A 24986-nucleotide genomic window follows, 5' to 3' on the forward strand; every position below is an offset into this window, starting at 1 on the left:
CGTCTGCGGCGCGCGAGAAAACATGGAGGGACGGTCATGAGCAAGAAGAAGCAGATGGTGGTCGGCGCGTTGGTGCACGCCAACGGATCGCACGCGGCATCGTGGTTGATGGACGAGGCGCGACCCCACGCCTCGACCGACATCGACTACTACCGCGAGATGGCGCAACTCGCCGAGCGAGGCAAGTTCGACTTCTTCTTCATCGCCGACACACCGGCGGCGCGCACCGAGAACCTGAGAGCCTGGAGCCGGTCGCCGCTGTTCATGAACGTCCTGGAGCCGATCACCCTGCTTTCAGCCATTGCGGGGGCGACGACCCGTATCGGCCTCGGAGCGACCGCATCAACCAGCTTCTACGAGCCCTATAATGTTGCGCGGCTGTTCTCTTCGCTGGATCACATCTCGCACGGGCGCGCCGCCTGGAACGTGGTGACCTCCGCCAACGACTATGCGGCGCGCAATTTTGGTCTCGAACGGTTGCCTCCGCATGGCGACCGCTACACCAAGGCGAAGGAATTCCTCGAGGTCGTCGAAGCACTCTGGGACACTTGGGAAGACGGCGCCTTCGTTTACGACAAGGAAACCTGCCAGAGCTTCCTGCCGGAGAAGCAGCATCTGGTCGACCACAAGGGCAAGTACTTCACCGTGCATGGCGCACTCAACATCGAGCGTTCGCCGCAGGGCCGCCCGGTCATCATCCAAGCCGGCGCGTCCGACACCGGTCGGGATTTCGCGGCCGAACATGCCGAAGTGGTGTTCGGGTCGAGCGGCAATCTCGATGCCGCCAAGGCTTTCTATAGCGATCTCAAGACCCGGATGGCCAAGTTCGGCCGCCGGCCGGACGATCTGAAGATCGCCTCGGGCATTTCGGTCGTGATCGGCGAGACCGAACAGGAGGCCCGCGACAAGCTCGATCGCTGGCAGGACCTGGTCCATCCTGATGTCGGCATCTTGCGCCTTGGGCAGGACCTCGAAACCGACCTGTCGGATCTCCCTCTCGATGAGCCGGTGCCTGTCAGCCGGATTCCCGCGACGTCCAACCTCCACAAGGCCTATTTCGACGAGATCGCCGGTCTGATCCGCCAGGGCCTGACCTTGCGCGAGATCGCGCGCCGGTTCAATCGTGCCAAGGCGACGTTTTGCGGCACCGCGACGCAGGTGGCCGATCACATGGAAACCTGGCTCGACGCAGGCGCCTGCGACGGCTTCATGATCTCGTTCGTAGCGCTGCCGAGCACGATGACCGACTTTGTCGAGAAGGTGGTGCCGGAGTTGCAGCGGCGCGGACGATTCCGCCACGACTATGAAGGGCGCACCCTCCGCGAGCACCTCGGCCTGGCGCGCCCCGAGAACCGCAACGTGGCATTGGCGAAGACGCCGCTTGCCAAGCGTGCCTAGACCGAGATGACCGCACTGCAACGGGTCGAGCGAGGGCATTGAGAGATGGCCGAGATGACGTCTCTCGGAATTGCCGAGCGTCCGCGCACGAAGGCACGTAAACTCAGGCTTGACCCGCTGTGGCTGGCGCTGCCTGGCCTCGCCTTCCTGGCCTTGTTCCTGGTTTGGCCGACCGCGCAGATGTTGTCCGTGAGCGTGATGGACAAGATCACGGGCGCGCTGACTGTCGCTCCGTTCCTGCGCATCTGGAACGGCGGCCCCTATCTCACCGTGCTGTCGACGACGTTCCAGGTCGCGTGCTGGACCACCGTGCTCTGCCTGTTGCTAGGCTATCCCCTCGCCTATTGGCTGTCGCAAAAGCCGGCCCAGCAGCAGCGCATTGCCACCCTGTTCGTGTTGCTACCATTCTGGACCAGCGCACTGATCAAGAATTTTTCTTGGCTGGTGCTGCTCGGGCGCAACGGCATCGTAGCGAAGACCATGGCCGCGATCGGCCTGAAGGGCGGCGATCAATTGCTGTTCGGGCGCACCACCGTCGTCTTCGCCATGGTGCACACGCTGCTGCCGCTTGCGGTCGTCACGATGTTGCCGGTCATGAACCAGATCGACCGTCGCCTGATGATGGCAGCATCGACGCTTGGCGCCAACGGCTCGCGCGCATTCTGGCAGGTCTTCTTTCAGCCCTCGGTACGCGGCGTCGCGTCGGCCGGCCTCCTCGTTCTTGTCTCCTCGCTCGGCTTCTTCATCACGCCGGCCCTCGTCGGCGGCGCCAAGGACACCATGATCGGGCAGCTTATCATCCTGCAAATCAACGAATTGCAGAATTGGCAGCTCGGCAGCGCGCTCGCGGCGATCCTCCTGATTTCGACCATCACGATCTGCTTCGTCTATGACAGGATCTTCGACCTGTCGGTGGTGACGACAGGCAGCGGCCGGCCGACCAGCGCGGACGGCCCGGTACGACGCATCGGGCTTTCCGTCGTCCACGCCACCGGGCTGATCTGCAGCACGATCGAGGAGCTCTGGAAGCGCAATATCCGCGGCCTGCGCGGGGGCGCCCTGCTCTCGGTCTATGCCTGGGTCGTGATCGCCTTGCTGCTGGCACCGATCATCGCCTTTATCCCGATGGCCTTCACTGGCTCGACCTTTCTGTCGTTTCCGCCGCCGAGTTTGAGTGCCCGCTGGTTCGAGCAGTTCTTCGCGTCCTCCCTCTGGCTCGGCGCGATGACCCGTTCATTCGGCATCGGGTTCGCGGCGGCAGCCGTCACGCTGCTGATCGCATCGATGGCCGCGTATGGGGTTGCCAGGACTCGCAGCCGGCTCGGCAGCATCGCGTTCCTCCTCTGCCTTTCACCGATGATGGTCCCGTCCATTGTCACAGCAATCGCGCTGTTCTATCTGTTCGCGCGAATGGGACTAGTGGCAAGCGACATCGGGATCACCATAGGTCACACCGTCATCGCGATGCCAGTGGTGTTCATGGTCATGCTGGCGACCTTCAAGGGCTATGACTGGCAGCTCGATGCGGCAGCCGCAACGCTTGGCGCCGGACGGCTGCGCATCTTTTGGCGCATTACCTTGCCGCTGGTGGCGGGCGGGCTCGCCGTCGGCTTTGTAACCGGGTTCCTGCAATCGTTCGAGGAGCTGACGGTAGCACTATTCGTCGGCGGCGGCATCAAGACAACCTTGCCGAAGCAGATGTGGGATGGAATCCTGCTTCAGGTGAGCCCCGTCATCGCTGCAGCATCGGTCGTCGTCCTTATTGTCGTGATCGTCATGTTCGCGATTATCGAAATGCTTCAGGCGCGCCGCTCGCGCAGTTCCGGAGCAGCAGTCGCCGGCGATTCTTAAGGCTTGCCGTAATGTTCTCGCGCCTCTCCCTTACGCGACTTGATTTACCGCCGGGCACAGAGAGTAGCATCTTGAACCTTCATGGCGTGAGGTCGCGAGTTCTAAGCGTGCGGACGACGTCCACCCCGCCGGATGCAAATCCGACAGCGTTCGAGACGGAAGTCCAGGCTAACCATCTCCATTACGGCTTCGCCTTGTCTGACAGCACGAATTGAGACGTTCGCGAGGCAACAGCGACACGTAGGGCCAGCATGATCAAATTCACTCTGGAATGGATCGACCTTCGCTTTCCTCCCGCTCGAGCGATCGCCGCGAGAGCGGTGACGGATCGTATCGGCACGAATGAGGCATTGATCGTACCGGTCGCCTTGCTGGTCGCACTTCTATTCGCGGTCAGCATCATAACAAGGGCGCCGCAGCATGCGCCCGCCGACCGTGCCTCGTTCTATGCGTCATCCGGTAGCATGGGCATGCCCACGCTTGCTGTACTGCCGGACTCCTGCCGCCGGCCGCTGAAGGTCGGTTCCCCGCCGCGCCTGCGGCACGCAGACGTGCTCGCGTTGCTCGCGAACGACTGATCCAACCCCGCCACGCCTGATGCACCGCACGAAAACAAATGGCGCCTTCAGTACGATCCAACCAAACTGATAGCTGTCTCATTGCCGAGGCGATTGATCCGGCACGGTGAAAGTTGTCTTCAAGGCGCCGACGCTCGGCTATCACGGTTCGATTCTCATCTCCCCCGAAAGCGCTCGCACAGCCCGCGGCCCAGCAGACCGACCTCAGCAAGATACCCAGCAGCGGATCTTATGTGGTAGTCTCCTGGAAGGAAGGTGACTTCGTCAAGCTGGTCAAGCGCAAGGACTACAAGGGCTCGCCGAACGCGGGCTGCGCTTCGACAAGCGGTTCGTGGTCAATTACGGCTATGATCGCGAGGGCGGCGAGGCGGGTGCGCATGCCGTGCTCGCCTTCGCCGACCGCCCGACTGCGATCTCTGCCACCAACCATCTGGTTGCGATACGCGATCAGTCCAGGCGCGGGACTTGCCGCCCCCGCGGCCTTCTGGATTCCGGCAAATCAGACGCGATCTAATCCACCACTCGCCATTGCAGAAGGGAATACGCCGGATGGGAATCCGGGTGATGTTCGAACACACCTACGACATCGGCTCCGATCACGACGTTCTGTAATGGGTCGCCCAGCAGATTGCCCACCATGCGTACGCCGCCGGCCTGCGGAAGCTCGACAAGTATGGCGAGGTAGGGGCCATGTTGCCTGAGCGCCGCATGCGAGGGATGCCAGATCCGCTCCCAACCGAAGATCCGGCCCTGCGGCTCGACTTCAGTCCAATCCGGATCAAAGATGTGACAGCGATGACAGATCCACTCGGGTCCAAACTGTCAGGCGCTACAATGGCTGCATCGCTGCACCAGAGGCCGGCGCCGACGTAGTCCTTCCCAGTAAGGCGCTGACAGGCTATCGGCCTCGGGCACAGGAATTGGCAGGCCCGAAGGAAGATACGTCGAGCTCGCATCAGCAGTCATAACGTCGCCTCTGAGCCAAGAAGAAGGTTGCTGACGGGAGTAACCATCAGACCGTCGATGACCATTGCGACGTCATTTCTTCGCACCTGGCTCGTCGACACGCCACGTACCTGGCGCACCGCCTCCAGCACGAGCTCGAAGCCGTGCATGTAGCACTCGGCCAGGTTTCCGCCGCTGGTGTTGAGCGGCAGTTGGCCGGACGGAGTAGTCAATTCTCGACCGTCAGGAAGTCGTTAGCATCCTCTGGCTTGAAAAAGCCGTGCTCCGCCAACGCCATCATCACACCTCCGGTGAAATTTTCGTAGCATTGAACCACGCCAACATCAGACGGACCAAGCCTTGCCATCCGAAACAGGTCGGGCGCGACCGTATCGAAGCTTGCGCCGGCGTAGGGTGGCGAATTGTGGGGGATCGCTCCGGCTCTGTATCCGGTGCCGACGGCTGCACCGAGCAGGTAGACCGGCTCGTTTCGGAACTCCCCGGCGCGCTCCGCCGGCACAAGCACGAGCGCGGCGGCGCCATCATTCTCCATGCAACAATCGTATAGATGAAACGGCTCGACGATTCAGCGTGACGCATTGTATTTGGCTTCGTGCAGTGGCTTCGACATAGGCGCGGAAGCATTCGCCGTTGATCGGCCCGTCGAAGACGCAGGGTGCCGTGAGTTGGTCGTGGCGGCGCGCGTCGAGGAACGTGAGGGTACGCCAGTGACCGTGCGGCGCGAAGCCGCACAGGCGGGCCCCTTTGGGGCCCCAGCCCCGCAGAGGGCCATGTTGGTCTTGATACAGGTCTCATCGATGAAGACGAGCCGCTCCGGATCGAGCCCGGCCTGCCAGGATCGCCAGCGCTGGCGCCTACGAGAGACGTCGGCGCGGGCCTGTTCGAGGGCGAACAGTGTTTTTTTGAAACGCAGCCCTTCCCGGCGTAGGGACAGCCAGACCCCGCGGGCTGCCAGCTCCGCCTTCAGACCATGTAGCGTCAGGTGCGGCATCTGAGTGATCCGCTCGACGATGAAGTCGCGGTGCGGATCAAGTACAGGCTTGCGGTGGCCGCCCATCTTGCCGGGCGCAACCGAGCCGGTCGCCCGCTGCCGCTGTGACCACTTCACTACCGACGAGACCGCAACGCCAACCGCTCCCCTACAGACCGGCAGCTCTCGCCCGCCAAAACCGACGCAACAAGTCGTTCGCGAAGATCCAGGGAAAGAGGTCCGGTCATGCAATGCTGGCCTCCAATCCAGTCAGCAACTTGAATCACAAAACGACCGAAACCGGAATCCACTTCCGATTCAATTCAGCAATGAAACGCTCGAGCTGGTTGGTGCGCGCCGCAGTCAGCCCGTGCTGCATTCCGGTGATGCTACGCTGCGCGATCCTTGCCCAAGATGAACCGGGCCGCTCTTTCGCCGATCATCATCGTTGGCGCGTTCGTGTTGCCGGAGACCAGCCGCGGCATGATCGAAGCGTCCGCCACGCGCAGACCGTCGATGCCGCGCACCTTGAGGTCTTCTGAAACGACCGCCATCGCGTCCTCCGGAGGGCCCATCTTCGCCGTGCCTGAAGGATGGAAGACTGTCTTCGAAATCCCGCGCACGTAGTCGCGGAGTGCCTCCTTGTCATCTTCAAGCCCGGGCTTTGGCAAGACGCGCCGCTTCACGAGATGCGCAAGCGAGGGCGCTTGCGATATCCGGATACTCAGCTCGACGCCACGCACGAGGGTGTCGACATCCGCTTGCTCGGCGAGCGAATTGGCGACGAACAGCGCGGAGTCGGCCGGATTGGACGACCGCAAGCGAACAGTTCCCCGCGACTGCGGACGCAAGACACAGGGACCGATCGAGATGCCATGGCCCGGATCCGGCGTGCGATCGGCAAACCCGACAAATGTCGGCAGCACGTGAAACTGGATGTCCGGCTCGCCGGTGCCCGCGGTGTCGGCAAAACCTCCGGACTCCACGACGGTCGACGTCAATAGTCCGGTCTTGGTCAAAAAATATTGCAACATGTGCGACGCCGCGCGCAGACCTTTGTCTTCGCCGAATATCGAAATCGGGTCCTTAATCTCGCATTGAACGGTCGCCTCGAGATGGTCCTGATAATTTTCGCCGACCCCGGGCAGGTCCGCGACGACATCGATACCGTGCTGACGCAAATGCGCAGCCGGCCCGATACCGGAGAGTTGCAGGATCTTCGGCGTGGCAAGCGCGCCTGCCGCGAGGATCACCTCCCGCCGCGCCTTCACCGTCGAGCCGTCGTCGAGCTTCACGCCGGTCGCAGTTCGTCCTTCAAGAACGACCTTGTGAACGCGGGTCGCGATGCGGATCGTCAGATTGGTACGCCCCTCCGCCTTGCGTAGAAAGGCCTCGGCGGAGCTGCGACGGCGGCCGCGGCTTGTCGTAGTCTGATAGAAACCCACCCCCTCCTGCCGGGCGCCGTTGAAATCTTCGTTGTAGGGAATTCCAACTTCCTGAGCAGCGCGGATGAAAGCCCAGGACAGGGGATGACCGTAAGCCCGGTCGGACACCGTAAGCTCACCTTCAGTGCCGTGATATTCGCCGGACAGGCGCTGGTTATTCTCGAGATCGCGGAAAACTGGAAGAATCTTCTCGTAGCTCCAGTGTCGACACCCCATCTGCGCCCAGGTGTCGTAATCCTGGCGCGAACCGCGAATGTAGACCATCGCGTTGACCGAACTGCCGCCGCCAAGCACATGACCCTGCGGCACGATCGATGGACGTCCATTCAGCCCCTTCTCGGGTTCGGAAGCATAGAACAGGGCATCCCGTCCCTTCTCCAAGACCTTGAAGAACGTCGCGGGTATGTGGATGTACTTGTCGGTGTCGCGCTGCCCGCTTTCGATCAGCAGGACGCGACTGCGCGGGTCCTCCGACAGGCGTGACGCCAAAACGCACCCGGCCGATCCGCCGCCTACGATGATATAGTCGTATTCCTGCATGTCCCCTCCCCCGAAGGACGACTGTCTTCAGACCTGCGTCAGCAGAACACGGTCTGGACCGTCGTAACTTCCTTCAGTCCTTCCAGACCAAATTCGACCCCGAAGCCCGACTGCTTGACGCCGCCGAACGGCGCGTTGGGTTGAATTGCACCATGCTTGTTGATCCACACTGAACCGGCTTCGATCCGCTGTGCGACACGCTTCGTCGTCTCGGGATCGGTCCCCCAGACAGAGCCGCCAAGCCCCATCGAGCTGGCATTCGCTTTCCCTACCGCCTCGTCGAGGTCGCTGTAGCGAATGATCGGCAGCGCTGGTCCGAATTGCTCTTCATCGACCAGGCGACAGCCATGATCCACATCGGCAACGAGTGTCACCGGGTAGAACCATCCCGGTCCATCCGTTGGATCTCCGCCGATCAGCACGCGACCGCCCTTTTCGCGCGCCTCCTTGACGAACGACGAGACGATCTCGAATTGGCGGCGGTTCTGAACCGGACCGAGCGTCGAGCTGTCGGACAGTCCGTCGCCGACGACGACCTGCTTCGCGTAGGCCGTGAGTTCGCGGCACACCTCGTCGTAGAGGCTGTCGTGAACGTATAGCCGCTTCAGCGCGGCACAGGTCTGTCCGCAATTGATGAAGGCGCCCCAGAATAGCCCCTCGACGATCTTCTTCGGCTGGGCGTCGGGCAGTACGATCCCGGCATCATTGCCGCCGAGCTCCAGCGTCAGCCGCTTCAGCGTGCCTGCGGCATTCTGCATGATCTTGCGTCCCGTCGCGGTCGACCCTGTGAAGGTCACCTTCGCGATCCCGGGATGCGACGACATCAGGCTGCCGATTTCGCTCTCGCCGGTGACGACGTTCACCACGCCTGGCGGCAGCTCTTGGTTGATGAGTTCGACGAGCCGGATGGTGCTGAGCGGAGTCAATGGCGAAGGCTTGATGACGACCGTATTGCCCGCGCGTATTGCCGGAACGATATGCCAGCACGCGATCATCACCGGCCAGTTCCAGGGAGTGATCGAACCGACCACACCGATCGGCTTGCGATGAAGCTCAACGCGTCCCTCGTCCCCGTCCTGCAAGACTTCGACAGGCAGGGACAAGTCGGCGGTGTAGCGTGTCCAGGCAACGGCACCGCCGATTTCGAATCGCGATCCCAACCCATTCATCGGCTTACCCTGCTCGAGGGTGAGCAAGCGCGCCAGTTCCTCGGAATGGGCGTCGATTGTCTTCGCGACCGCGCGGCACGCTTCGGCACGCTCGCTATCAGGAACCTCTTTCCAGACCGAGAAGGCCCTTGACGCGGCCGCCACGGCAGCGTCGAGGTCCCTCGCAGTGCCAACCGGCATAGCACCGACAACGCTGCCGGTGGACGGGTTGATCACGTCCTGAAGGCCGTCGGTCTCGACCTTGCGACCATCGATAAGCAAGCTCCAGCGCTGCATGCAAAGCTCTCCCAACTTGTATGGTCGAGCAAAGACGATCTCGCCTGGGCTGTCTTGGAAAAGAGCGCGGCTTCAGTTGGACGAAAGCGCAAGCCTATTTGCGCACAACGTCCTTTGGCGAGCAATCGAAGGCCTTCTTGAAACAGCGATTGAAGTAGGAAATATCGTTAAAGCCGGACGAAAAAGCGATTTCGGCGATGGTGGTGCCCTCATCGGCGCCGCCGCGTTGCTTCTCCACAAGCCGCTCCCTTGCCAGGCGCAACCGGCGATCGCGGATGAAGCTGGTGACTGTCGTCCCGACAGTATTGAAGTCCTCTTGGAGCGTGCGCATGGAAACACCAAGCCGGTTGGCGAGCCATTGCGGCGTCAGCCACTCGGCCGTGAGGTGGCGGTCGACGAGCACGTGCGCGAATTCCAGCCGACCGGAGGCACGCTCTTTCGGGAATAACGGCGCATCCGGCGCATCTGCCGCGAAGGCCTGACGCGTCGCTTGCAGGAAGAGGTGCCGCAATTCACCAGAACGTTTATGGGTCGCCGGCGTCTGCAACATCTTGGCGACGAGCGCCCGCAGCATGATCGACATCGGGTCCTCCGCACCCAGGCGCCGGGACACGTCGAAGTCGTTGGGCTTCTCCGCGAGCAGCAATTGCCGCGGCAGGTGCACTGACAGATGGTTGCTGAACTGGCCATTGAAGTAGAAGTTCGACGGCAGCGAAGAGTCAACCAGGATGCAGTCCCCCGGCGAGATGATACTCTGTTGCCCCTGCTGCTCGATCCCACACATGCCTTGCAGCTGGACCAAAAGGAAGAAATATTCGCCATAGTCGAGGCGAATGTCATGCTGCTCGCGGCGAACCACTTCGACGTCGGTCGCGACTTGAACGATCTCCATACCGGCAGCATCGCGAAGAACTACGCCGCCGTTGACGAGGCTGCGCTCCTCCCATCCGAGTGGATTGAAGCGGCCACAGACGGTCTGAAGTCTGTCTTTCCATTCGTCGAAAGGAGCCGGACTCCAGATGTCGGGAGTCCAGCTGCTAAACTCCTGGAGCTGCATGCGCTCCTCCCCTGGATGGGCCGTCTCGGCGGCACCTTTTCCTAACATGTTAAGCAACTGCCCTGCCGTGTCAACGGCGTTCGGCGCGGCTGCCCGGGAAGAAAGGACGCAGCCTACGGATCGCCTCCCGCGGTCTCGATGCAGCGCAACCAAGCTCATGCAAGATAGGCGCTGTGCAGGATCTCCGGATTACCGATCAACTCCTGTGGCTCGCCCGCAAAGCAAATCTTGCCGCGCTCCATCACATAGGCCGTGTCGGCGATTTTGAGCGCGATATGTGTGAACTGCTCGATCAAGAGAACCCCAACTCCCTGCGCGGCGAGGCTCTCCAGAACGGGAACCAATCGGGCGACCACAACGGGTGCCAGACCGAACGACAGCTCGTCGGCCAGAAGATAACGCGGTCTGGCGATGATCGCCTGTGCGAGCGCAACCATCTGTTGCTGCCCGCCCGAGAGATTCCCGGATCGCGCCTGCAAACGCTCACGCAACTCCGGAAAGGCGCCCAACGCCACATCGAGGGCCGATCTGAGCTGGGCACGCGTGAGATGGCTGCCCGCCACCTTGAGATTGTCTTCGACGCTCAAATCATTGAGCACCTGATGTCCTTCGGGCACGGCCGCAACGCCGGCGGCACGGACCGTCTCCGGCCGCAGTCCGACAATCGATTGACCGTCCAGCGCGATCGTTCCGCTTGTCGCGGGCAAAACGCCCGCCATGGTGAGAACAAGACTGCTCTTGCCGGCACCGTTGGCGCCGAGCAGAGCCGTGATCCTTCCCGGCAAGATGGTAAGATCGACGTTGTGCAGAACGGCTTTGCCGCTCCGAGCGACGTTGAGGCCCTGCACTTCCAGGCCGGCGTTCATGTCGTTTCCTCCAGAACACCGAGATAGGCTGCCCTGACCTTCGGATCGGCAAGCACATCTTGCGTCGGGCCGTAGGCAATTGCAGAGCCAAAATCGAGCACAAGAGTTGCCGTGCACGTTGCCGAGATCAGATCGACATCGTGATCAACCAGTAAGACCTGCGCCCCGCAATACCCGTGCATCTCCTTGATGATATGGCGCAGATGCTCGCTCTCATGCTGTGCCAGACCCGCCCCGGGTTCATCCATCATGACCAGCCGAGGCCTCCCGACGGTTGCGCGAGCGATCTCCAGCATGCGCCGTTGATAGGCGTTCAAGCTGTGGCCGGGCACATTGCGTTTGGCGGCGAGACCGACAAACTCCAGGGCCGCTTCAATCAGCTCTCGACGCGGCCGGCCGTCGGTCGGCACATTGTCGAGCACGGCGGCCACATTCTCGCCTGCGGTCAGATTTTCGACCACCTGCTCGTTCTGGAACGTACGACGGATGCCGAATGCGGCACGCTTATGAATGGCGATATTTTCCAGATCCTCACCATCGACCATGACACGCCCTATTGTGGGCCGCACGAACCCGGAAAGGACATTGATCAGCGTGGTCTTGCCTGCTCCGTTCGGCCCGACGAGACCGGTGACTGGCGCCGGCAGGCTTGCAGTCAAAGTGCTCAGTCCGCGCACGCCCCCGAACTGTACAGTCAGATCGTCGATTTCGATCATGGGCTCGCCCTTCCTTTGCCGCCCAGGAAACCGCGAACTGTCCCGACCAAATCCCTCAACTGTCCGGCCACACCATGTGGAGCGGTGACCAGCGCGTGCAAAAGGCCGATTCCAAACACCATCGTCGCGATGTTGCCGTCGATGCGAAAATCGTTCAGCAGCGCCGGAAAGGCACGCAACAGCAACCCTGCGATGATCGGGCCGATCCATGAATAAGCTCCGCCGACGATGGTCAGCGCGAACAGCATGATCGACTGGCTGGCGGGGAAAGCACTGGCATCGAGCTGCCCTACGCCCCCTGCGAGCAGGCCGCCGGCAATGCCCGCAAGAAAGCCGGCGAGCGCAAAGGCCCAGACCTTGTAGGCGACGATATTGACGCCTCCGGCGAAGGCACAGACTTCGCTGCGACGGATCATCGCCCAGGCGCGGCCGGGTCGCCCGCGAACATGCGCCAGTACGAGAAGATAGCAAAATCCGGTGACGACAATGGCATAGCGCAAATAGGCTTCATCGTTCTGCGCAAGGAAAGGACGCGCCATCATCATGCGCGTACCGGTACTCTTGCCCAAAATTCCCGAACCGCCGTCCGGAAACCCGAACGCGCTGATCAACACCTGGATCGCGCCAGCCACCATCAGAGTGATGATGGCAAGGTACAACCCCCGCATACGGAGCGCCGGCAGACCGATGACGAGTCCGACCAACGCGGCGGCGATCCCGCCGGTCAGGAGCGCGAGCTCAAATGGTACGCCCAGGCCGTGCGATATTCGCAGCGCGAACCATCCGCCGACCCCGAGCAAGCCGAACTGAGCCAGCGAGACCATGCCGAGCTGCGCAAAGAGCAAGCTGACGCTGAGGCTTGCAACCGTCAGCGCGGATACCGAGATGAGGGTGCGCAACCAATAGTCGCTCAGCGCGGCCGGCAATAAATACAGGCCAACGAGCGCACCGGCACACAAGGCGACTGCACGAAACGGAAATCGAGCGACAGGAATGGGCGAGGCTACCTCCAAGCTTTGATCGGTCACGTCGACTCACCTGTAAACGAAAGTTATTCTGCGCTGCATCCACAGCATTGCGCCGACCGCAAACAGAAATGGCACCGCCGTGCGAAAGGGACCGACGATGGGCACCGGTGTCAGAAGAGCCTCGCAAACCCCGATCGCAAGACCGCCGGCTACGGTCGCTGGAAGCGAGGCAAAGCGCCCGACCACGGCGGCGGCGATTGCCGGAATCACCGCAAAAGTGAGAGCTTGGCCACTCAGGCGTTGCAAATCCGCGAGCAGGATTCCGCTGACGCCAGCCAGCACTCCGGAGATCACCCACGCCCACCCGTCGACACGAAACACGCGAACCCCGAGCATCGCGCTGAGTTCGCGACTGCTTGCGAGTGCGCGCATCTGAAGTCCTATGCGGCTGCGCGCGAGAAACAACATGACGGTTGCCGTAGCCAAAACGCCGAGACCGAACGCGATCGCCCGAGTCACCGTGACGCGGACGCCCAACAGCTCGAAGCTCATCGTGTCCGTGGGCAGGCGAAGCCGCCGCGGTGCTTCACCCCAGAGGTAGCCCATGAAGCCCAGCAGAATCAGCGCGAAGCTGAGCGTCGCCACCGCGCGCATGATTGGATCGCTGTAAGCCAGCCGTGGCGCGATCACGCGGCCGTAGAAAAACGAAACGGCAGCCGCAACGACTATTCCCGCAATCCAGGACGAGCCGGCCGGGCCGCCCCGCTCGACGATCGACCAGGATATGAAGGCTGCCAAGGCGCCGACGGCGCCCTGGGCGAAATTGACCACGCCCGAAGCTCGGTAGAGCACCACGATGCCGACGCCGGAGAGCACGTAGGTCGCCGCCGTCGCAAGGCCTGCGACAAGAAAGGGCGTGAAATCAGGCATGATTTCTTACTTCGCGATGCCGATTGTCTTCTCGTAAGCGCGCACGTCGTCGAGCTCGGGATCTTCCGATTCGATACAGACCTGCTTTGGCACGAGCTTGCCGTCCTTGACGAGAGACACGGGCCCCGCGTGATTGGCGTTGTGGCGAGGACCATCTCCGACGTACCAGGGCGAGCACCACATGTCGCTTTCAAAGCGCTTGATGTTCCGTAACGCCGCGGTCACCGACGGTCGGTCGACCTTGGCCCCGTCCATCTTCAGCAGCGTTTCAGCCGTAACGCGAGCAGCCAGATAACCTGCTTGAGAGAAGGTGTCGCGCGGATCGGAGGCTTGTCCATATTTCTCCATTACCGCGAGCCAGTTCTGCATGTCTGGCGTCCCTGCGTCGGCGGCCTTCAGCTCCATGTCCACGGTGACCTTGCCGTCCCAATATTTTCCGATCGCTCGCGGAAAGTTCAAATTGTACAGCGACGCTGGACCGGTGAAGTGCACCTTGTCGGCGAGACCCTGCTCTTCCGCGGCGGCGAAAATCGGGACAGCAAGCCCCTTCGGTGTACCGACACTGATGACATCCGGCTTGAACGCCATCGCCTCGAGCACGATCGAGGTCGCGTCGAGCGAGCCCGGGTCGAACGTGATGATCTTGCCCTCGCCGCCCTGCTTCTTGATCCACGCGACGGCGCCAGTGCAGGACCATTCGCCGAGGTTTGGGATATTCGGCGCGATGCAGACGACGCGCTTGATCTTGCCGGGATAGGATTGCGCGACATCCATCACGGCCTTGGTGTTGCTGACCCGTGGACCGGCATTGGTCGGCGCGTAGTTCTTCTGGAAGAAGCAATCACGGGGCACGCCGACACCGGCGATAACCATGATGTTTTCCTTCTCGTAGATGCCTTGATTTGCTCCGCAATCGACGAAGCTCATATTTCCAACCAGCGCGACCGCCTTTTGGTCCCGGATGAGCTTGACCGCGACCTGGGAAGACTGCTCGGGATTCCAGGCATCATCCTCAAGCAGATATTTGACAGGACGTCCGTTCACGCCGCCGTTGGCGTTAAGGCACTTGAAGTAGGCCGCGGCAGCTTGACCGGAGGAACTGAAATTGTCCGGTCCCGTGACGCTGACGATGCCTCCGATCACGATCGGCTCGCCGGCCGCCGCCTTGCCGGTATTGGCACCGCATTTAGGGTCTGCCGCGTAGGCTGCGCTGCCGACACAGGCCACCAGCAGTCCCACGACCATAGCGATACTGATCTTGAACTTCATTCGTTCCCCTCCCAAGCCCATCTTTTTGGTGGGCATATTGAAATTTCGGCACGAAGGTTCGTTGTCGCAGCCTTGGTCCCTCTGCGCGCGCTTCGGGACGGCAGGTGCGATCCTTCTTTGTTTCTTTATCCGAACCGTCAGATACTAGGCCGGCGCCGCGGAACGCGTCTTGGACTCGGACGCAGTCCGGCTAGGACACAAACGAGCGGCGGGCCGGCTCTGGTCGACCGCCAGCCCTTCGATGCTCAGCCATCACTTGGTCGCCTCCGCCACCAGCCCTGGTATCCGTGAGCTGCTCAAAGTTGACGACCCGGCCCTCTCCTCCATGTCCCAGACGTGAACCACGCGCGCCGTCATGGCTTTTCCGATATTCTTGTATCGTCCCGAGTAAGTCCCGATACCGACGATCGTCTTGGCACCGTCGATCAGCCGCTCCAGTGAGAAAGCATAATCGTCCCATTCTTCGCCAATGCGCTTGAATGCCCCGGCAATGATGGCACCCGAGCCGATGTAGGTGCCCGCATAAGGGAAACCCGCCATCTCCGTCCACCTGGTTTCCTCCGTGATCGGAGCCATCATGGCCTCGACATCCCTGCGGTCCGAAGCGGCATAGTGCGCTTTGATTGCCTCGTAATTCCTGTTCACGCCAGCCGTTCCTCCGGTCAAACCGGCTCCTTGCCTTCGTCGTAGATGGTCTTGGATCTTAGTTTGATGAATGCGCCGGCGGGCTTGTTCTCGACCCTGCCCTCGCTGGTCACACCAAGGAATTTTCCAGTCGAACGCATCGTCTCCCAATCATAGAAGAAGATCGAGGCGACCGGGATGATGAACTCGCGAAAGCCGAATACGTATTGATTGTGATCGAATTTGTAGGTCGTCGTCAGATCGACATCGCCGTGTCCTCGTTGCACACCGACAAGGTTCTGCCACGCATAGCGCTGTGAGCTCAGATAGACGTGCTCGTAAACGTGGTGCGGGCTGTATTCATAATGCGCGGTCATTCCGATCAGATCGCGGGTCGGGGCGGGTTCGACGCCAGCGGGCGGACCAGCGGAAGCGTCGATGGTGCCTGGCGTATAGACCTGCACCACTCGCGGCTCTCCCGGCGCTTCGGTTGCAGCGCGCACGCGCTCGCGTACCGACAGCACGCGACGTGTTTTCACGTTGACAATGAACGCCTCGTCCTCGTCCGGCCTGGTCGCGAACGTCATATTGATGAAGAATACGTCCGGCGCCACATTGATCGCCTCGTACCAGTCTGCGCCCGCCTGCCCGCCGTCAGTCCATTCGACCCTGTCCGCGGATACGAAGGCCAGATGGACGGCACGGCCGTTCTGCAGCTTCATCTTCAAAGCTTGGCCCGAGAGCACGCTGGTGGTCGGCAGCCGATTGGTGGCAATGCCCGCGGCAAAATCGTCGAAATGCTTCCAATCGGCCGGCCCATTCGTCGCTTCCATCCTGTACACCCCTCTTAATCGACAAAGGCCAGTGTCGGAAGGTCAACAACCGTTGAGCCTCCATCCACGGTCACGATCGATCCATTCATCGCAGACGCTTCGCCCGAAGCGAGGAAACAGATGACATTCGAAACCTCTTCGGGAGTTGCCGGGCGACCGAGCGGCACATCCTTGGTAACCAACTGATAGGCCTCCTCGACTGACGAGAGCCGGTACTTCTCGACCATCACCTGCATCTGTTCGTCGGCCATCGCCGTGGCAACCCAACCAGGGCAAACGATATTGGTCCGAACACCTCTGCGGCCGTAGTCCCGCGCCAGCGACTTGCCCAGACCAATGCACGCATGCTTCATCGTCACGTAACCTGCTGCCTGGGGTCCGGCGAAAAGCCCGGCAATCGAGGCGACGATTACGATATTGCCCTTGCGCGCGATCAGATCGGGAAGCCCCTCGCGTGCGCAAACGAATGCGGTGTCGAGATTGAGACGGGTCGACAGCTCCCATGTCTCGTCGGTCATCGAGATCGTTGGGCCAACCCCGTGGCCGCCGGCGTTGGCAATGAGGATATCGAGCCGGCCGAGGTTGCCATGAATCTCGCTCAGTGCCGCCCGAACAGCAGCTCCATCAGCGGCATCTGCCTGGACCACCAGACAGCCGGTCTCATCAGCCAGCGAGCTTAGCGGCTCCCGCCGCCGGCCCATGACAGCTACCTTCGCGCCTTCCGACGCGAGACGTCGCGCAACGGCCGCGCCTATTCCGGTTCCACCCCCGGTGACCAAAGCGGTTCGGCCGACAAATCTCATTGTTTTCGTGACCCTGCACTTCCGTTCGCCGATAATCGCCACGACCGGCGCGCTGACGGGGTACGCGATCCGGCCGCAAGCGTCTTGGACTCCACCGCGGACGCCGTAGGACGAAAACGCGCGCTCAGCGGGCAAGCGCAAAAGCGCCCCCCTGCGCAAATGTTGCCCAGTCTGCTACCGGTCTAGCGGCCGATCCAAGAGTCGCGTCATTGCAGTGCACCTACAGGCGATTGCTAGTGTCGCGGGGGATGAAATCGGCGGCGCGTTCGGCGATCATGATGGTGCCCGCATTGGTATTGCCGCGCGGAATCACCGGCATGACCGAAACGTCGGCAACGCGCAGTCCGCTGACGCCGTGGACCCGCAGTTGCGGATCGACGACCGCCAGCGAATCCTTGCCATGCGGCAGGTCCTCCCTGGGTGGTAAACAGTCTTTGCATATTGACGCACTTTCGCCTCGACGCCCTTCCGGCTGTCATCGACAGGCCGCCCGTCGGGCTCCAGCTCGTCGGCAATCAGTGCCCGCAATGACGGCGCACGGAGAATGCGCCGTGCGATCCGCACCCCCTCGCACAGGACCTCGATATCATCCTCATGCGCGAGCGCGCCGGCGTCCAGTTCGGGTAACGCATGCGGGTCACGGCTGCGCAACCTCAGCCAGCCACGCGACTTCGGCGCAAGCAGGCATGGGTTGAGCGTCATGCCGTGCAGCGCGAGCGGTTCGATGGAGTGCATGACGCCGCCAATATGCCGCTTGATCAAGTACCGCCGGAAGTGATCGAGGATCTCAACAACGCCAAGGCGCGCTAGATCCGTAAACGTCCCGAGACGATCAGCGTCGACCATCGCGCCACGGTCAGCGCTTCCTGACAGCATCCTAAGCGAGGCGTCGCACTCGAGACGCACGCAGGCTTCCTGGTGCGCGCGGACCTGTCTCGCTGTGCAAACCTGAAATTCATGTCTCGTCCCTAAAAGCGCCGGCGGCGCACATCAGGAGACTTGACTCACCCCTTCTGGTCATCATACTGGTCTGACCAAGATCAGACCAAGAGAGACAGGGATGGAGCTCAAGCGGGTTGCCGAGGGCGAAAAAGGGTTCGAGAAGGTGTTCGCCTTCCTGCGCGAGCGCCTGCTGGCGGGCTCGCTCAAACCCGGCGACCGCCTGATTTCCGAGCGAGAGCTGGCAACCCTTCTCGGCGTCAGCCGGCCGATCGTGCGCGAGGCGCTACGCGCCCTCACCGTGCTCGGCATCGTCGAGATCCGCGACCGCATCGGCACCGTGGTGACGCAGCCGGACGTCTCGGTGCTGAACGACTTCTTCACCTTCGCGCTGGCCCAGCAAGCGGACATGCTCGACGACGTCATGCAGGCGCGCGTCGCGATCGAATGTCAGGCGATCCGGCTCGCCTCTGAGCGCGCCAACATCGCCGATTTCGAACGGCTCCAGCGCGCGCTGGCGAAGATCGGCGAGACCATCGACGAAGCCGACGCCGGCGGCATGGCCGATTTCGAATTCCATCGCGCCATCGTCGTCGCCTCGCATTCGGAGACGCTGACGGTCCTGCACGGTTCGTTGGCGGGCCTCCTGACGCATTCGCACCGCAGCCGGCGCGAGTTGGTGCAGGCCTTCCCGTCGATGAAGACCTATCTGATCGACGATCACCGCCGCATTTTCGAGGCCGTCATCGCGCGCGATCCGGAGCGCGCGGATGCGACGCTGCGCAAGCATTTTGCCATCGGCGACGAATATCGCAGGCGCGCGGTCGTCGGCGACACCGACAAGACCAGCGCCTCGCGCTGATCGTTGACGAACCAAGAAACCAAAGAAACGGATCGACAATATGGGACGAGACGACAAGGGAAGCGTCGGATTCATCGGCATCGGCACGATGGGCCGTGAGATGGTGCGCAACCTGCTGAAGGCCGGGCATACGGTGCGTGCCTTCGATCTCAACGAGGCTGCCTTGGCGAACAGCGTCAAGGAAGGCGCAACGCGTGCCAACAGCCCTGCGGATGCCGCTGAAGGTGCCGATATCGTCATCACGATGCTGCCCGACACGCCTCATGTCGAGGCGACCATTTACGGCGAGCACGGCCTGTTGAAATCGCCTCCTCCCGGCAAGCTCATCGTCGACATGAGCACGATCTCGCCGGTCGCGGTCCGCCGCATCCATGCCGATCTGCAAAAGGCCGGCGTCAGTTTCATCGACGCGCCGGTCTCGGGCGGGCCCGTGGGCGCCAAGAACGCCGCGCTCTCGATCATGGCCGGCGGCGATGACGCGGCCTTTGCCAAGGCCGAGCCGTTCTTCCGCGCGATGGGCACGACCATTACCCATGTCGGCGCAACCGGCGCCGGACAGACGGTCAAGCTCTGCAATCAGCTGATCTGCGGCATCAACATCCAGGCAATTTGCGAGGCGCTGGCGCTGGGCCGTGCTTCGGGCCTCGACCTCAATGTGCTGCGCCGAGTGCTGCTCGGCGGTTCCGCGGCCTCCTGGATGCTCGACAAGCTCGGCCCCGCGATGATCGCGGGCGACGTATCCGCCGGCTTCCGGATCGATCTGCAACTCAAGGACCTCCGCCTCGTGCAGGAGCACGCACAGGCCCTGAGCGTGCCCCTGCCCGGCACTGCGCTCGTCACCAGTCAATATGTCGATGCGCGCGCCCACGGCGAAGGCAGCAACGGCAACCAGGCCCTGTTTCGCGTCTACGATCGCATGACCAACCAGACCACCGGCTGAAGCCACGGCGATGAGCCTCCAACTCGACTTTCCCGCAGTGCTGGAGCGTTGGCCGAGCTTTCTCGCCGGCGCCGTGCTCACGCTCGAGCTGGCCGCGTTCGCGACGTTGCTCGGCGCCCTGCTCGGCACGCTCGCGGCGGTCGGGCGCGGCGCGCACAACGCGGTGATCGCGGGCGCCTGCAAAGGCTATGTCGAGACCATCCGCAACACGCCGCTCCTGGTGCAGATCTTCCTGGTCTATTTCGGCCTTGCCAGCCTGGGGCTGAAATTCTCCGCCTTCACGGTGGCCGTGGCCGCACTGACGATCAACGTCGGCGCCTACACCGCCGAGATCATGCGCGCCGGCTTCGAGGCGATCCCGCGCGGCCAGATCGAGGCGGCCGAAGGATTGGCGCTCTCGCGCCTGCAGATCTACTGGCACATCATCCTGCTGCCGGCGATCGAGAAGGTCTATCCGGCGCTGACCAGCCAGTTCGTGCTGCTTATGCTGGCGTCCTCGGTCTGCTCGCAGATCTCGGCCGAGGAGCTCACCGCCGTCGCCAACTACATCCAGTCGGACACCTATCGCGCCTTCGAGACCTACATCATCGTCGCCGCGCTCTACGTCATCCTGTCGCTGGTGATGCGCGCCGGCTTCTGGGGCCTCGGCCTCGTGCTGTTTCCGCGCCGGCGCCGGCTCGGCACGTCATTGTGAGATGACCATGGGCGGACATCTCAACATCAATCATCTCATGTTCCTCGGACAAGGCGCGCTGTGGACCATCGGGCTGTCGATGATCGCGCTGATTGGCGGCGGCATCGTCGGCTTCGTGATCGCGCTGGCGCGGATCTCGCCGCTCAAGTCGTTACGGCTCGCCAGCGCCGTCTATGTCCAGCTCGTCCAGGGCACGCCGCTGCTCGTGATCCTGTTCCTCGGCTATTTCGGCCTCGCCGCGATCGGCCTCAAGGTCTCGCCGCTTGCCGCTGCCGGCGCCTCGCTCACGCTCTATGTCGCGGCCTATCTCGGCGAGATCTGGCGCGGCTGCATCCAGTCGGTGCCGAAGCCGCAATGGGAGGCCGCCGAGGGTCTCGCGCTGAGCCGGACCCAGCGCATGATGAAAGTAATCCTGCCGCAGGCGATCCGCATCGCGACGCCGCCGACCGTCGGCTTCATGGTGCAGATCATCAAGAACACCTCGCTTGCCTCCGTCGTCGGCTTCGTCGAGCTGATGCGCTCGGGACAGATCGTCAACAACTCGCTGTTCGAACCATTCGCCATCTACGCCATCATCGCCGTCACCTACTTCGCCATGTGCTATCCGCTGTCGCTGTTCAGCCAGAGGCTGGAGCGGCGGATGGGACGCGGCCAATCCAACCTCGCGCCGGCCTGACATGCATCAGAACGCCCTCTCCTCCGAACCGATCGTGTCGCTCCGCGACGTGCAAAAGAGTTTCGGCTCGCTCCGCGTGCTCGACGGCGTCTCCTTTGTCGTCGCGCGCGGCGAGGTGTTGGCGCTGATAGGCCGCTCCGGCTCCGGCAAGAGCACGGCACTGCGCTGCATCGACCGTTTCGAAAAGGTCGACGGCGGTGAGATCGTCGTCTGCGGGCATCGCGTCGACCGGCCCGATGTGAACTTGCGCGCGCTGCGCCAAGACGTCGGCATCGTGTTTCAGAGCTACAATCTGTTTCCGCATCTCACGATCGAGCAGAACATCACGCTCGCGCCATGCGCGGTGAAGGGCACGGCGACGTCGCAGGCCAAGGACCTCGCGCGAAAAGTTCTGGCGCAGGTCGGGCTCGAGGAGAAGCTGCACGCCTATCCTGAGCAGCTGTCGGGCGGGCAGCAGCAGCGCGCCGCGATCGCCCGCTCGCTCGCCATGCAGCCCAAGGTGATGCTGTTCGACGAGGTCACCTCCGCGCTCGATCCCGAGCTCACCGGCGAAGTGCTGAAGGTGATCGAGCAGCTCGCGGCCGACGGCATGACCATGGTGATGGTCACCCACGAGATGGGTTTTGCCAAGGGCATCGCCGACCGGATCGTGTTCATGCATCGTGGCAAGGTCCACGAGACCGGGCCTGCCTCGATCCTGACGTCGCCGACCACGCCAGAACTCACGCAATTCGTGGGGACGGGAAACCTAAAATCATAACAGGGAGAGGAGCACTATGACCAACAAGAGACTTCTGGGCACCGCCGCCGCGCTGTGCGGCATCATCATGATTGCGGCTACACCCGCGTCGGCCGATCTGCTCGACGACATCATGAAGGCGAAGAAGATCCGCATCTCGACCGACCTCGCCATCCCGCCCTCGGGCATGATGGATTCCACCATGAAGCCGACCGGCTCCGACGTCGAAGTGGCCCAGCTGCTCGCAAAGGACTGGCGGCTCGAGCTCGAATTCATCCAGACCACCGGCGCGACCCGCATCCCCAACGTCCTGACCGGCAAGGCCGACATCATCATCTCGACCCTGTCGGTGACGCCGGACCGGGCCAAGGTGATCGACTTCACCAAGCGCTATGCGACGCTGCAATCCGACGTCGGCTGCCTAAAATCCTCGACCGTCAAGGACTGGCCCGACCTGAAGGACAAATCGATCGGCGTCTCGCGCGGCACCACGCAGGACACCACCCTGTCCAATATGAAGGACAAGGACCTCAAGATCGCCCGCTACGACGACGACGCCACCATGGTGACGGCGGCGGTCTCGGGCCAGGTCGACTGCGTCGCCTCGTCCGCGACCATCATCAACCAGATTGGGGTGAAGAATCCCTCGCGCGTGTTCGAATCCAGAATTCCGCTGGCGACCTTCGACCTCGCCATCGGCCTGAAGAAGGGCGAGCAGCCTCTGATGGACAAGCTCAACGCCTGGATCACCGAGAACGTCAAGAACGGCAAGCTCAACGCGATCTACAAGAAATTCCACGGCGTCGAGCTGCCGCCGGACATGCGCAGCTAAAACCAAACGCCGTGACAGCCCTCGCGGCTGTCACGGCCAATGCAAGATCAAGAAGGACATTACATGCGTCTCGTCATCGGATCCGACCACGCCGGCTGGCCGCTCAAGCAGACCGTCATCGACCACATCCGCAAGCTCGGCCATGACGTCGTCGACGTCGGCTCCCATGACGACAAGCCGGTGGATTTCCCTGATATCGCGCGAGCGGTCGCACAGAAAGTAACCTCTGGCGAGGCCGCACGCGGCATCATGGTGTGCGGCACCGGCGTCGGCGCCTCGATCGCCGCCAACAAGATGAAGGGCATCCGTGCCGCGGTCTGCCACGACGTCCATTCGGCGCATCAGAGCGTCGAGCATGACGACGTCAACGTCATGTGCATCGGCGCGCAGATCGTCGGCGCCTGGCTCGCCGTGGACCTCGTCTCCTCCTATCTCTCAGCCGAGTTCTCCACCGACGAGGATTTCCGCCGCCGCGTCGAGAAGCTCCGCGTCATGGACGAGCAAGGCTGACGGCCTGCCATGATCCTGGTGTTCGGATCGCTCAACATCGATCTGGTCGCGCAGGTGCCGGTCATTCCCGGCCCCGGCCGCACGGTGCTCGCGCCGTCCTACGAGACGCATTTCGGGGGCAAGGGCGCCAATCAGGCCGTGGCGGCGGCTCGAATCGCCGGACCGGGACAGGTCCGGATGGTGGGTCGCGTGGGCCGGGACGGATTCGGCGACGGCGCGATCGAGAACCTCCGGGCAAACGGCGTGGACACCAATCTCGTCGTCAAGACCGACGAGCCGACCGGCTGCGCCTTCATCACGGTCGATCAATCCGGCGAGAACGCGATCACGGTGGCGAGCGGCGCCAATCTGACCGCGAGTGCTAGTGACCTGCCCGCCGCGCTGTTTGGCCCCGACACGGTATTGGTGCTCCAGATGGAAGTGCCCTTTGCGCCGGCGCTCGAAGCTGCGCGGCGGACAACAGCGGCCTCCGGTACGGTCATCTGGAATCTCGCGCCCGTACCGGAGCACATGACCCGCGAGATGGTGACGGAGCTTCTCGCCGTGACCGACTATCTCCTCGTCAACGAGCATGAGGCACTGGATGCCGCCGCAGCCGTCGGGCTCGACCCAGCCGACTGCGAGGCCGCGGCCGCGGAACTCGCGAAGGCCGGTGGCCTCACGTGCATCGTAACCGCCGGTGCGCAAGGCGCGCTCGCCGTTACCCGCCACGGCACCCGCCTGCGCGCGCCCGCTCCCAGTATCACGCCCATCGATACGACCGGGGCCGGCGACACCTTCGTCGGCGCGCTCGCATCCATGCTAAGCGAGAAAGTTCCGCTGCAAAAGTCTTTGGAAATAGGATGTGAGGCTGCTGCGTTAAAATGCCTTAAGGCTGGCTCACAGGACGGGATGCCGGCCAGAGGTGCGGTAAAGTCGATTGCGTGAATCTCCGATAGCAGATCCGGCAGCGATGGAGATTTGCCGAGGCGGTACGAGACGAGCAAATGTTAGCGCACATCAAAACTGAGTCGAGGCGCTTGCCGGCGGAGGGGTTCGCCTAGCCTCTGACGTGCAAGCCGTTGCGGCGTTCGAGTTCGAAGCGCTGACAACGCGGGACGTGTCCGCTCCCGCCTACTTCAGATAGCCGGCAATCTTGCCGAGAAACAGACAATGTCGCCAGGCGACACGCTTTCGACTGAGCCGCCTTCCCGCTGCAGGCGGCCGAGCTCCGCGGTGACGAGCAACGTCTGGCCGAGTGGATGAGTATGCCGGCGGTGTGCGTGCGCCGGGCTCGAACGTGATCGTGGCGCCGCTTATTCTGGCGTCGCCGCTCCCTTTGAACGGCGCGTCGATCCTGACGCTGCCGGTGAAATATTGCTCGGGCCCCTTCGCAGACGGCTGCGAACCGCTTCGGGTGTGTTCATGTCTACGGTCCTTCGTGTTGTCTCGCCCCCAGCCGTGGCGGCGGGCAAATCAGATAACCCTCGGGCGACAGCGCTCGCCGCAACGACCGTGAGGAAATCCGCCGGCCAGGCGAGCAAGCTCCATCGCGT

The 24986-nt window shown here is 62.5% G+C and carries 27 protein-coding genes and 2 pseudogenes; 12 read left to right on the forward strand and 17 right to left on the reverse strand.

What is annotated here, in order from left to right; all coding sequences use genetic code 11:
* Positions 1-36: 36 nt before the first annotated feature.
* The 4 genes from FJV43_RS08220 (at position 37) to FJV43_RS08235 (ending at position 4341) form a co-directional block, all read left to right on the forward strand.
* Positions 37-1398: an LLM class flavin-dependent oxidoreductase gene (locus FJV43_RS08220; RefSeq protein WP_239626058.1), complete on the forward strand. Its 1362-nt coding sequence runs from the start codon at positions 37-39 to the stop codon at positions 1396-1398.
* Between the two features lie 54 nt (positions 1399-1452).
* Entirely contained in the window at positions 1453-3249 is a 1797-nt protein-coding gene (locus FJV43_RS08225; RefSeq protein ID WP_239626060.1) for an ABC transporter permease subunit, read from the forward strand.
* Positions 3250-3569: 320 nt separating this feature from the next.
* A complete protein-coding gene (locus FJV43_RS08230) occupies positions 3570-3827 on the forward strand; it encodes a hypothetical protein (RefSeq protein WP_239626062.1) in 258 nt (85 codons plus the stop codon).
* Positions 3828-4158: 331 nt separating this feature from the next.
* Positions 4159-4341: a hypothetical protein gene (locus FJV43_RS08235; RefSeq protein WP_239629847.1), complete on the forward strand. Its 183-nt coding sequence runs from the start codon at positions 4159-4161 to the stop codon at positions 4339-4341.
* On the opposite strand, the gene FJV43_RS08240 is transcribed toward FJV43_RS08235, so the two are convergent.
* The 16 genes and pseudogenes from FJV43_RS08240 to FJV43_RS08315 all read right to left on the reverse strand — a co-directional run bounded on the left by FJV43_RS08240 (position 4338) and on the right by FJV43_RS08315 (position 18105).
* Positions 4338-4631, reverse strand: a complete 294-nt coding sequence (locus tag FJV43_RS08240) for an OB-fold domain-containing protein (protein ID WP_345946198.1) — start codon at positions 4629-4631, stop codon at positions 4338-4340. The genes FJV43_RS08235 and FJV43_RS08240 overlap by 4 nt on opposite strands.
* 158 nt (positions 4632-4789) lie before the next feature.
* Positions 4790-4942 (reverse strand): hypothetical protein, encoded by a 153-nt coding sequence (locus FJV43_RS08245; RefSeq protein WP_239626064.1) that lies wholly within the window; start codon positions 4940-4942, stop codon positions 4790-4792.
* A gap of 59 nt (positions 4943-5001) precedes the next feature.
* Entirely contained in the window at positions 5002-5325 is a 324-nt protein-coding gene (locus FJV43_RS08250; protein ID WP_239626066.1) for a hypothetical protein, read from the reverse strand.
* Between the two features lie 73 nt (positions 5326-5398).
* Positions 5399-6011, reverse strand: a pseudogene (locus FJV43_RS08255) (transposase); the annotation flags it as partial.
* Between the two features lie 141 nt (positions 6012-6152).
* Positions 6153-7748, reverse strand: coding sequence for a GMC family oxidoreductase N-terminal domain-containing protein (locus FJV43_RS08260; RefSeq protein ID WP_239626068.1), 1596 nt, complete (start codon positions 7746-7748; stop codon positions 6153-6155).
* 38 nt (positions 7749-7786) lie between these two features.
* Positions 7787-9193, reverse strand: coding sequence for an aldehyde dehydrogenase family protein (locus FJV43_RS08265; protein ID WP_239626070.1), 1407 nt, complete (start codon positions 9191-9193; stop codon positions 7787-7789).
* Between the two features lie 94 nt (positions 9194-9287).
* Positions 9288-10250 carry a helix-turn-helix domain-containing protein gene (locus FJV43_RS08270; protein ID WP_239626073.1) on the reverse strand — a complete coding sequence of 321 codons (963 nt, stop codon included), beginning with the start codon at positions 10248-10250 and terminating at the stop codon, positions 9288-9290.
* Positions 10251-10405: 155 nt separating this feature from the next.
* The gene (locus FJV43_RS08275; protein ID WP_239626074.1) at positions 10406-11116 is read right to left on the reverse strand and encodes an ATP-binding cassette domain-containing protein; all 711 of its coding nucleotides are present in this window, start codon (positions 11114-11116) and stop codon (positions 10406-10408) included.
* Positions 11113-11832, reverse strand: a complete 720-nt coding sequence (locus FJV43_RS08280) for an ATP-binding cassette domain-containing protein (protein ID WP_239626077.1) — start codon at positions 11830-11832, stop codon at positions 11113-11115. The genes FJV43_RS08275 and FJV43_RS08280 overlap by 4 nt, the downstream gene beginning before the upstream one ends.
* A complete protein-coding gene (locus tag FJV43_RS08285) occupies positions 11829-12860 on the reverse strand; it encodes a branched-chain amino acid ABC transporter permease (protein ID WP_239626078.1) in 1032 nt (343 codons plus the stop codon). Before FJV43_RS08285 ends, FJV43_RS08280 begins: the two co-directional genes overlap by 4 nt.
* Positions 12861-12866: 6 nt before the next feature.
* Positions 12867-13676, reverse strand: coding sequence for a branched-chain amino acid ABC transporter permease (locus FJV43_RS08290; protein ID WP_239626080.1), 810 nt, complete (start codon positions 13674-13676; stop codon positions 12867-12869).
* A 60-nt stretch (positions 13677-13736) separates the two neighbouring features.
* Positions 13737-14999 carry an ABC transporter substrate-binding protein gene (locus FJV43_RS08295; protein WP_239626082.1) on the reverse strand — a complete coding sequence of 421 codons (1263 nt, stop codon included), beginning with the start codon at positions 14997-14999 and terminating at the stop codon, positions 13737-13739.
* Between the two features lie 252 nt (positions 15000-15251).
* Positions 15252-15644, reverse strand: coding sequence for a nuclear transport factor 2 family protein (locus FJV43_RS08300; protein WP_239626084.1), 393 nt, complete (start codon positions 15642-15644; stop codon positions 15252-15254).
* Positions 15645-15661: 17 nt separating this feature from the next.
* On the reverse strand, positions 15662-16456 hold the full coding sequence (locus tag FJV43_RS08305) for a MoaF C-terminal domain-containing protein (protein ID WP_239626086.1): 795 nt from the start codon (positions 16454-16456) through the stop codon (positions 15662-15664).
* 14 nt (positions 16457-16470) lie between these two features.
* A complete protein-coding gene (locus FJV43_RS08310; protein ID WP_239626087.1) occupies positions 16471-17259 on the reverse strand; it encodes an SDR family oxidoreductase in 789 nt (262 codons plus the stop codon).
* 309 nt (positions 17260-17568) lie between these two features.
* A complete protein-coding gene (locus tag FJV43_RS08315; RefSeq protein ID WP_239626089.1) occupies positions 17569-18105 on the reverse strand; it encodes a GMC oxidoreductase in 537 nt (178 codons plus the stop codon).
* A 214-nt stretch (positions 18106-18319) separates the two neighbouring features.
* Here FJV43_RS08315 and FJV43_RS08320 point away from each other — a divergent pair, with 214 nt between their 5' ends.
* The 8 genes from FJV43_RS08320 (at position 18320) to FJV43_RS08355 (ending at position 24378) form a co-directional block, all read left to right on the forward strand.
* Positions 18320-19060, forward strand: a complete 741-nt coding sequence (locus FJV43_RS08320) for a FadR/GntR family transcriptional regulator (RefSeq protein WP_239626091.1) — start codon at positions 18320-18322, stop codon at positions 19058-19060.
* A 40-nt stretch (positions 19061-19100) separates the two neighbouring features.
* Entirely contained in the window at positions 19101-20000 is a 900-nt protein-coding gene (locus FJV43_RS08325) for an NAD(P)-dependent oxidoreductase (RefSeq protein ID WP_239626092.1), read from the forward strand.
* A gap of 10 nt (positions 20001-20010) precedes the next feature.
* A complete protein-coding gene (locus FJV43_RS08330) occupies positions 20011-20694 on the forward strand; it encodes an amino acid ABC transporter permease (RefSeq protein ID WP_239626094.1) in 684 nt (227 codons plus the stop codon).
* A gap of 7 nt (positions 20695-20701) precedes the next feature.
* On the forward strand, positions 20702-21370 hold the full coding sequence (locus FJV43_RS08335; protein WP_239626095.1) for an amino acid ABC transporter permease: 669 nt from the start codon (positions 20702-20704) through the stop codon (positions 21368-21370).
* Position 21371: 1 nt separating this feature from the next.
* A complete protein-coding gene (locus FJV43_RS08340) occupies positions 21372-22130 on the forward strand; it encodes an amino acid ABC transporter ATP-binding protein (protein WP_239626097.1) in 759 nt (252 codons plus the stop codon).
* A gap of 16 nt (positions 22131-22146) precedes the next feature.
* Positions 22147-22941, forward strand: a complete 795-nt coding sequence (locus tag FJV43_RS08345) for a transporter substrate-binding domain-containing protein (RefSeq protein ID WP_239626098.1) — start codon at positions 22147-22149, stop codon at positions 22939-22941.
* 63 nt (positions 22942-23004) lie between these two features.
* Positions 23005-23451, forward strand: a complete 447-nt coding sequence (rpiB, locus tag FJV43_RS08350; protein ID WP_239626100.1) for a ribose 5-phosphate isomerase B — start codon at positions 23005-23007, stop codon at positions 23449-23451.
* A 9-nt stretch (positions 23452-23460) separates the two neighbouring features.
* Complete coding sequence (locus FJV43_RS08355) at positions 23461-24378, forward strand: ribokinase (RefSeq protein WP_239626101.1); 918 nt, start codon at positions 23461-23463, stop codon at positions 24376-24378.
* A 215-nt stretch (positions 24379-24593) separates the two neighbouring features.
* Here the strand turns inward: FJV43_RS08355 and FJV43_RS08360 are convergent.
* Positions 24594-24846: pseudogene (locus FJV43_RS08360) on the reverse strand (cupin domain-containing protein); the annotation flags it as partial.
* Positions 24847-24986 lie beyond the last annotated feature (140 nt).

The sequence above is a fragment of the Bradyrhizobium sp. I71 genome (assembly GCF_022354745.1).
Taxonomy (GTDB): domain Bacteria; phylum Pseudomonadota; class Alphaproteobacteria; order Rhizobiales; family Xanthobacteraceae; genus Bradyrhizobium; species Bradyrhizobium liaoningense.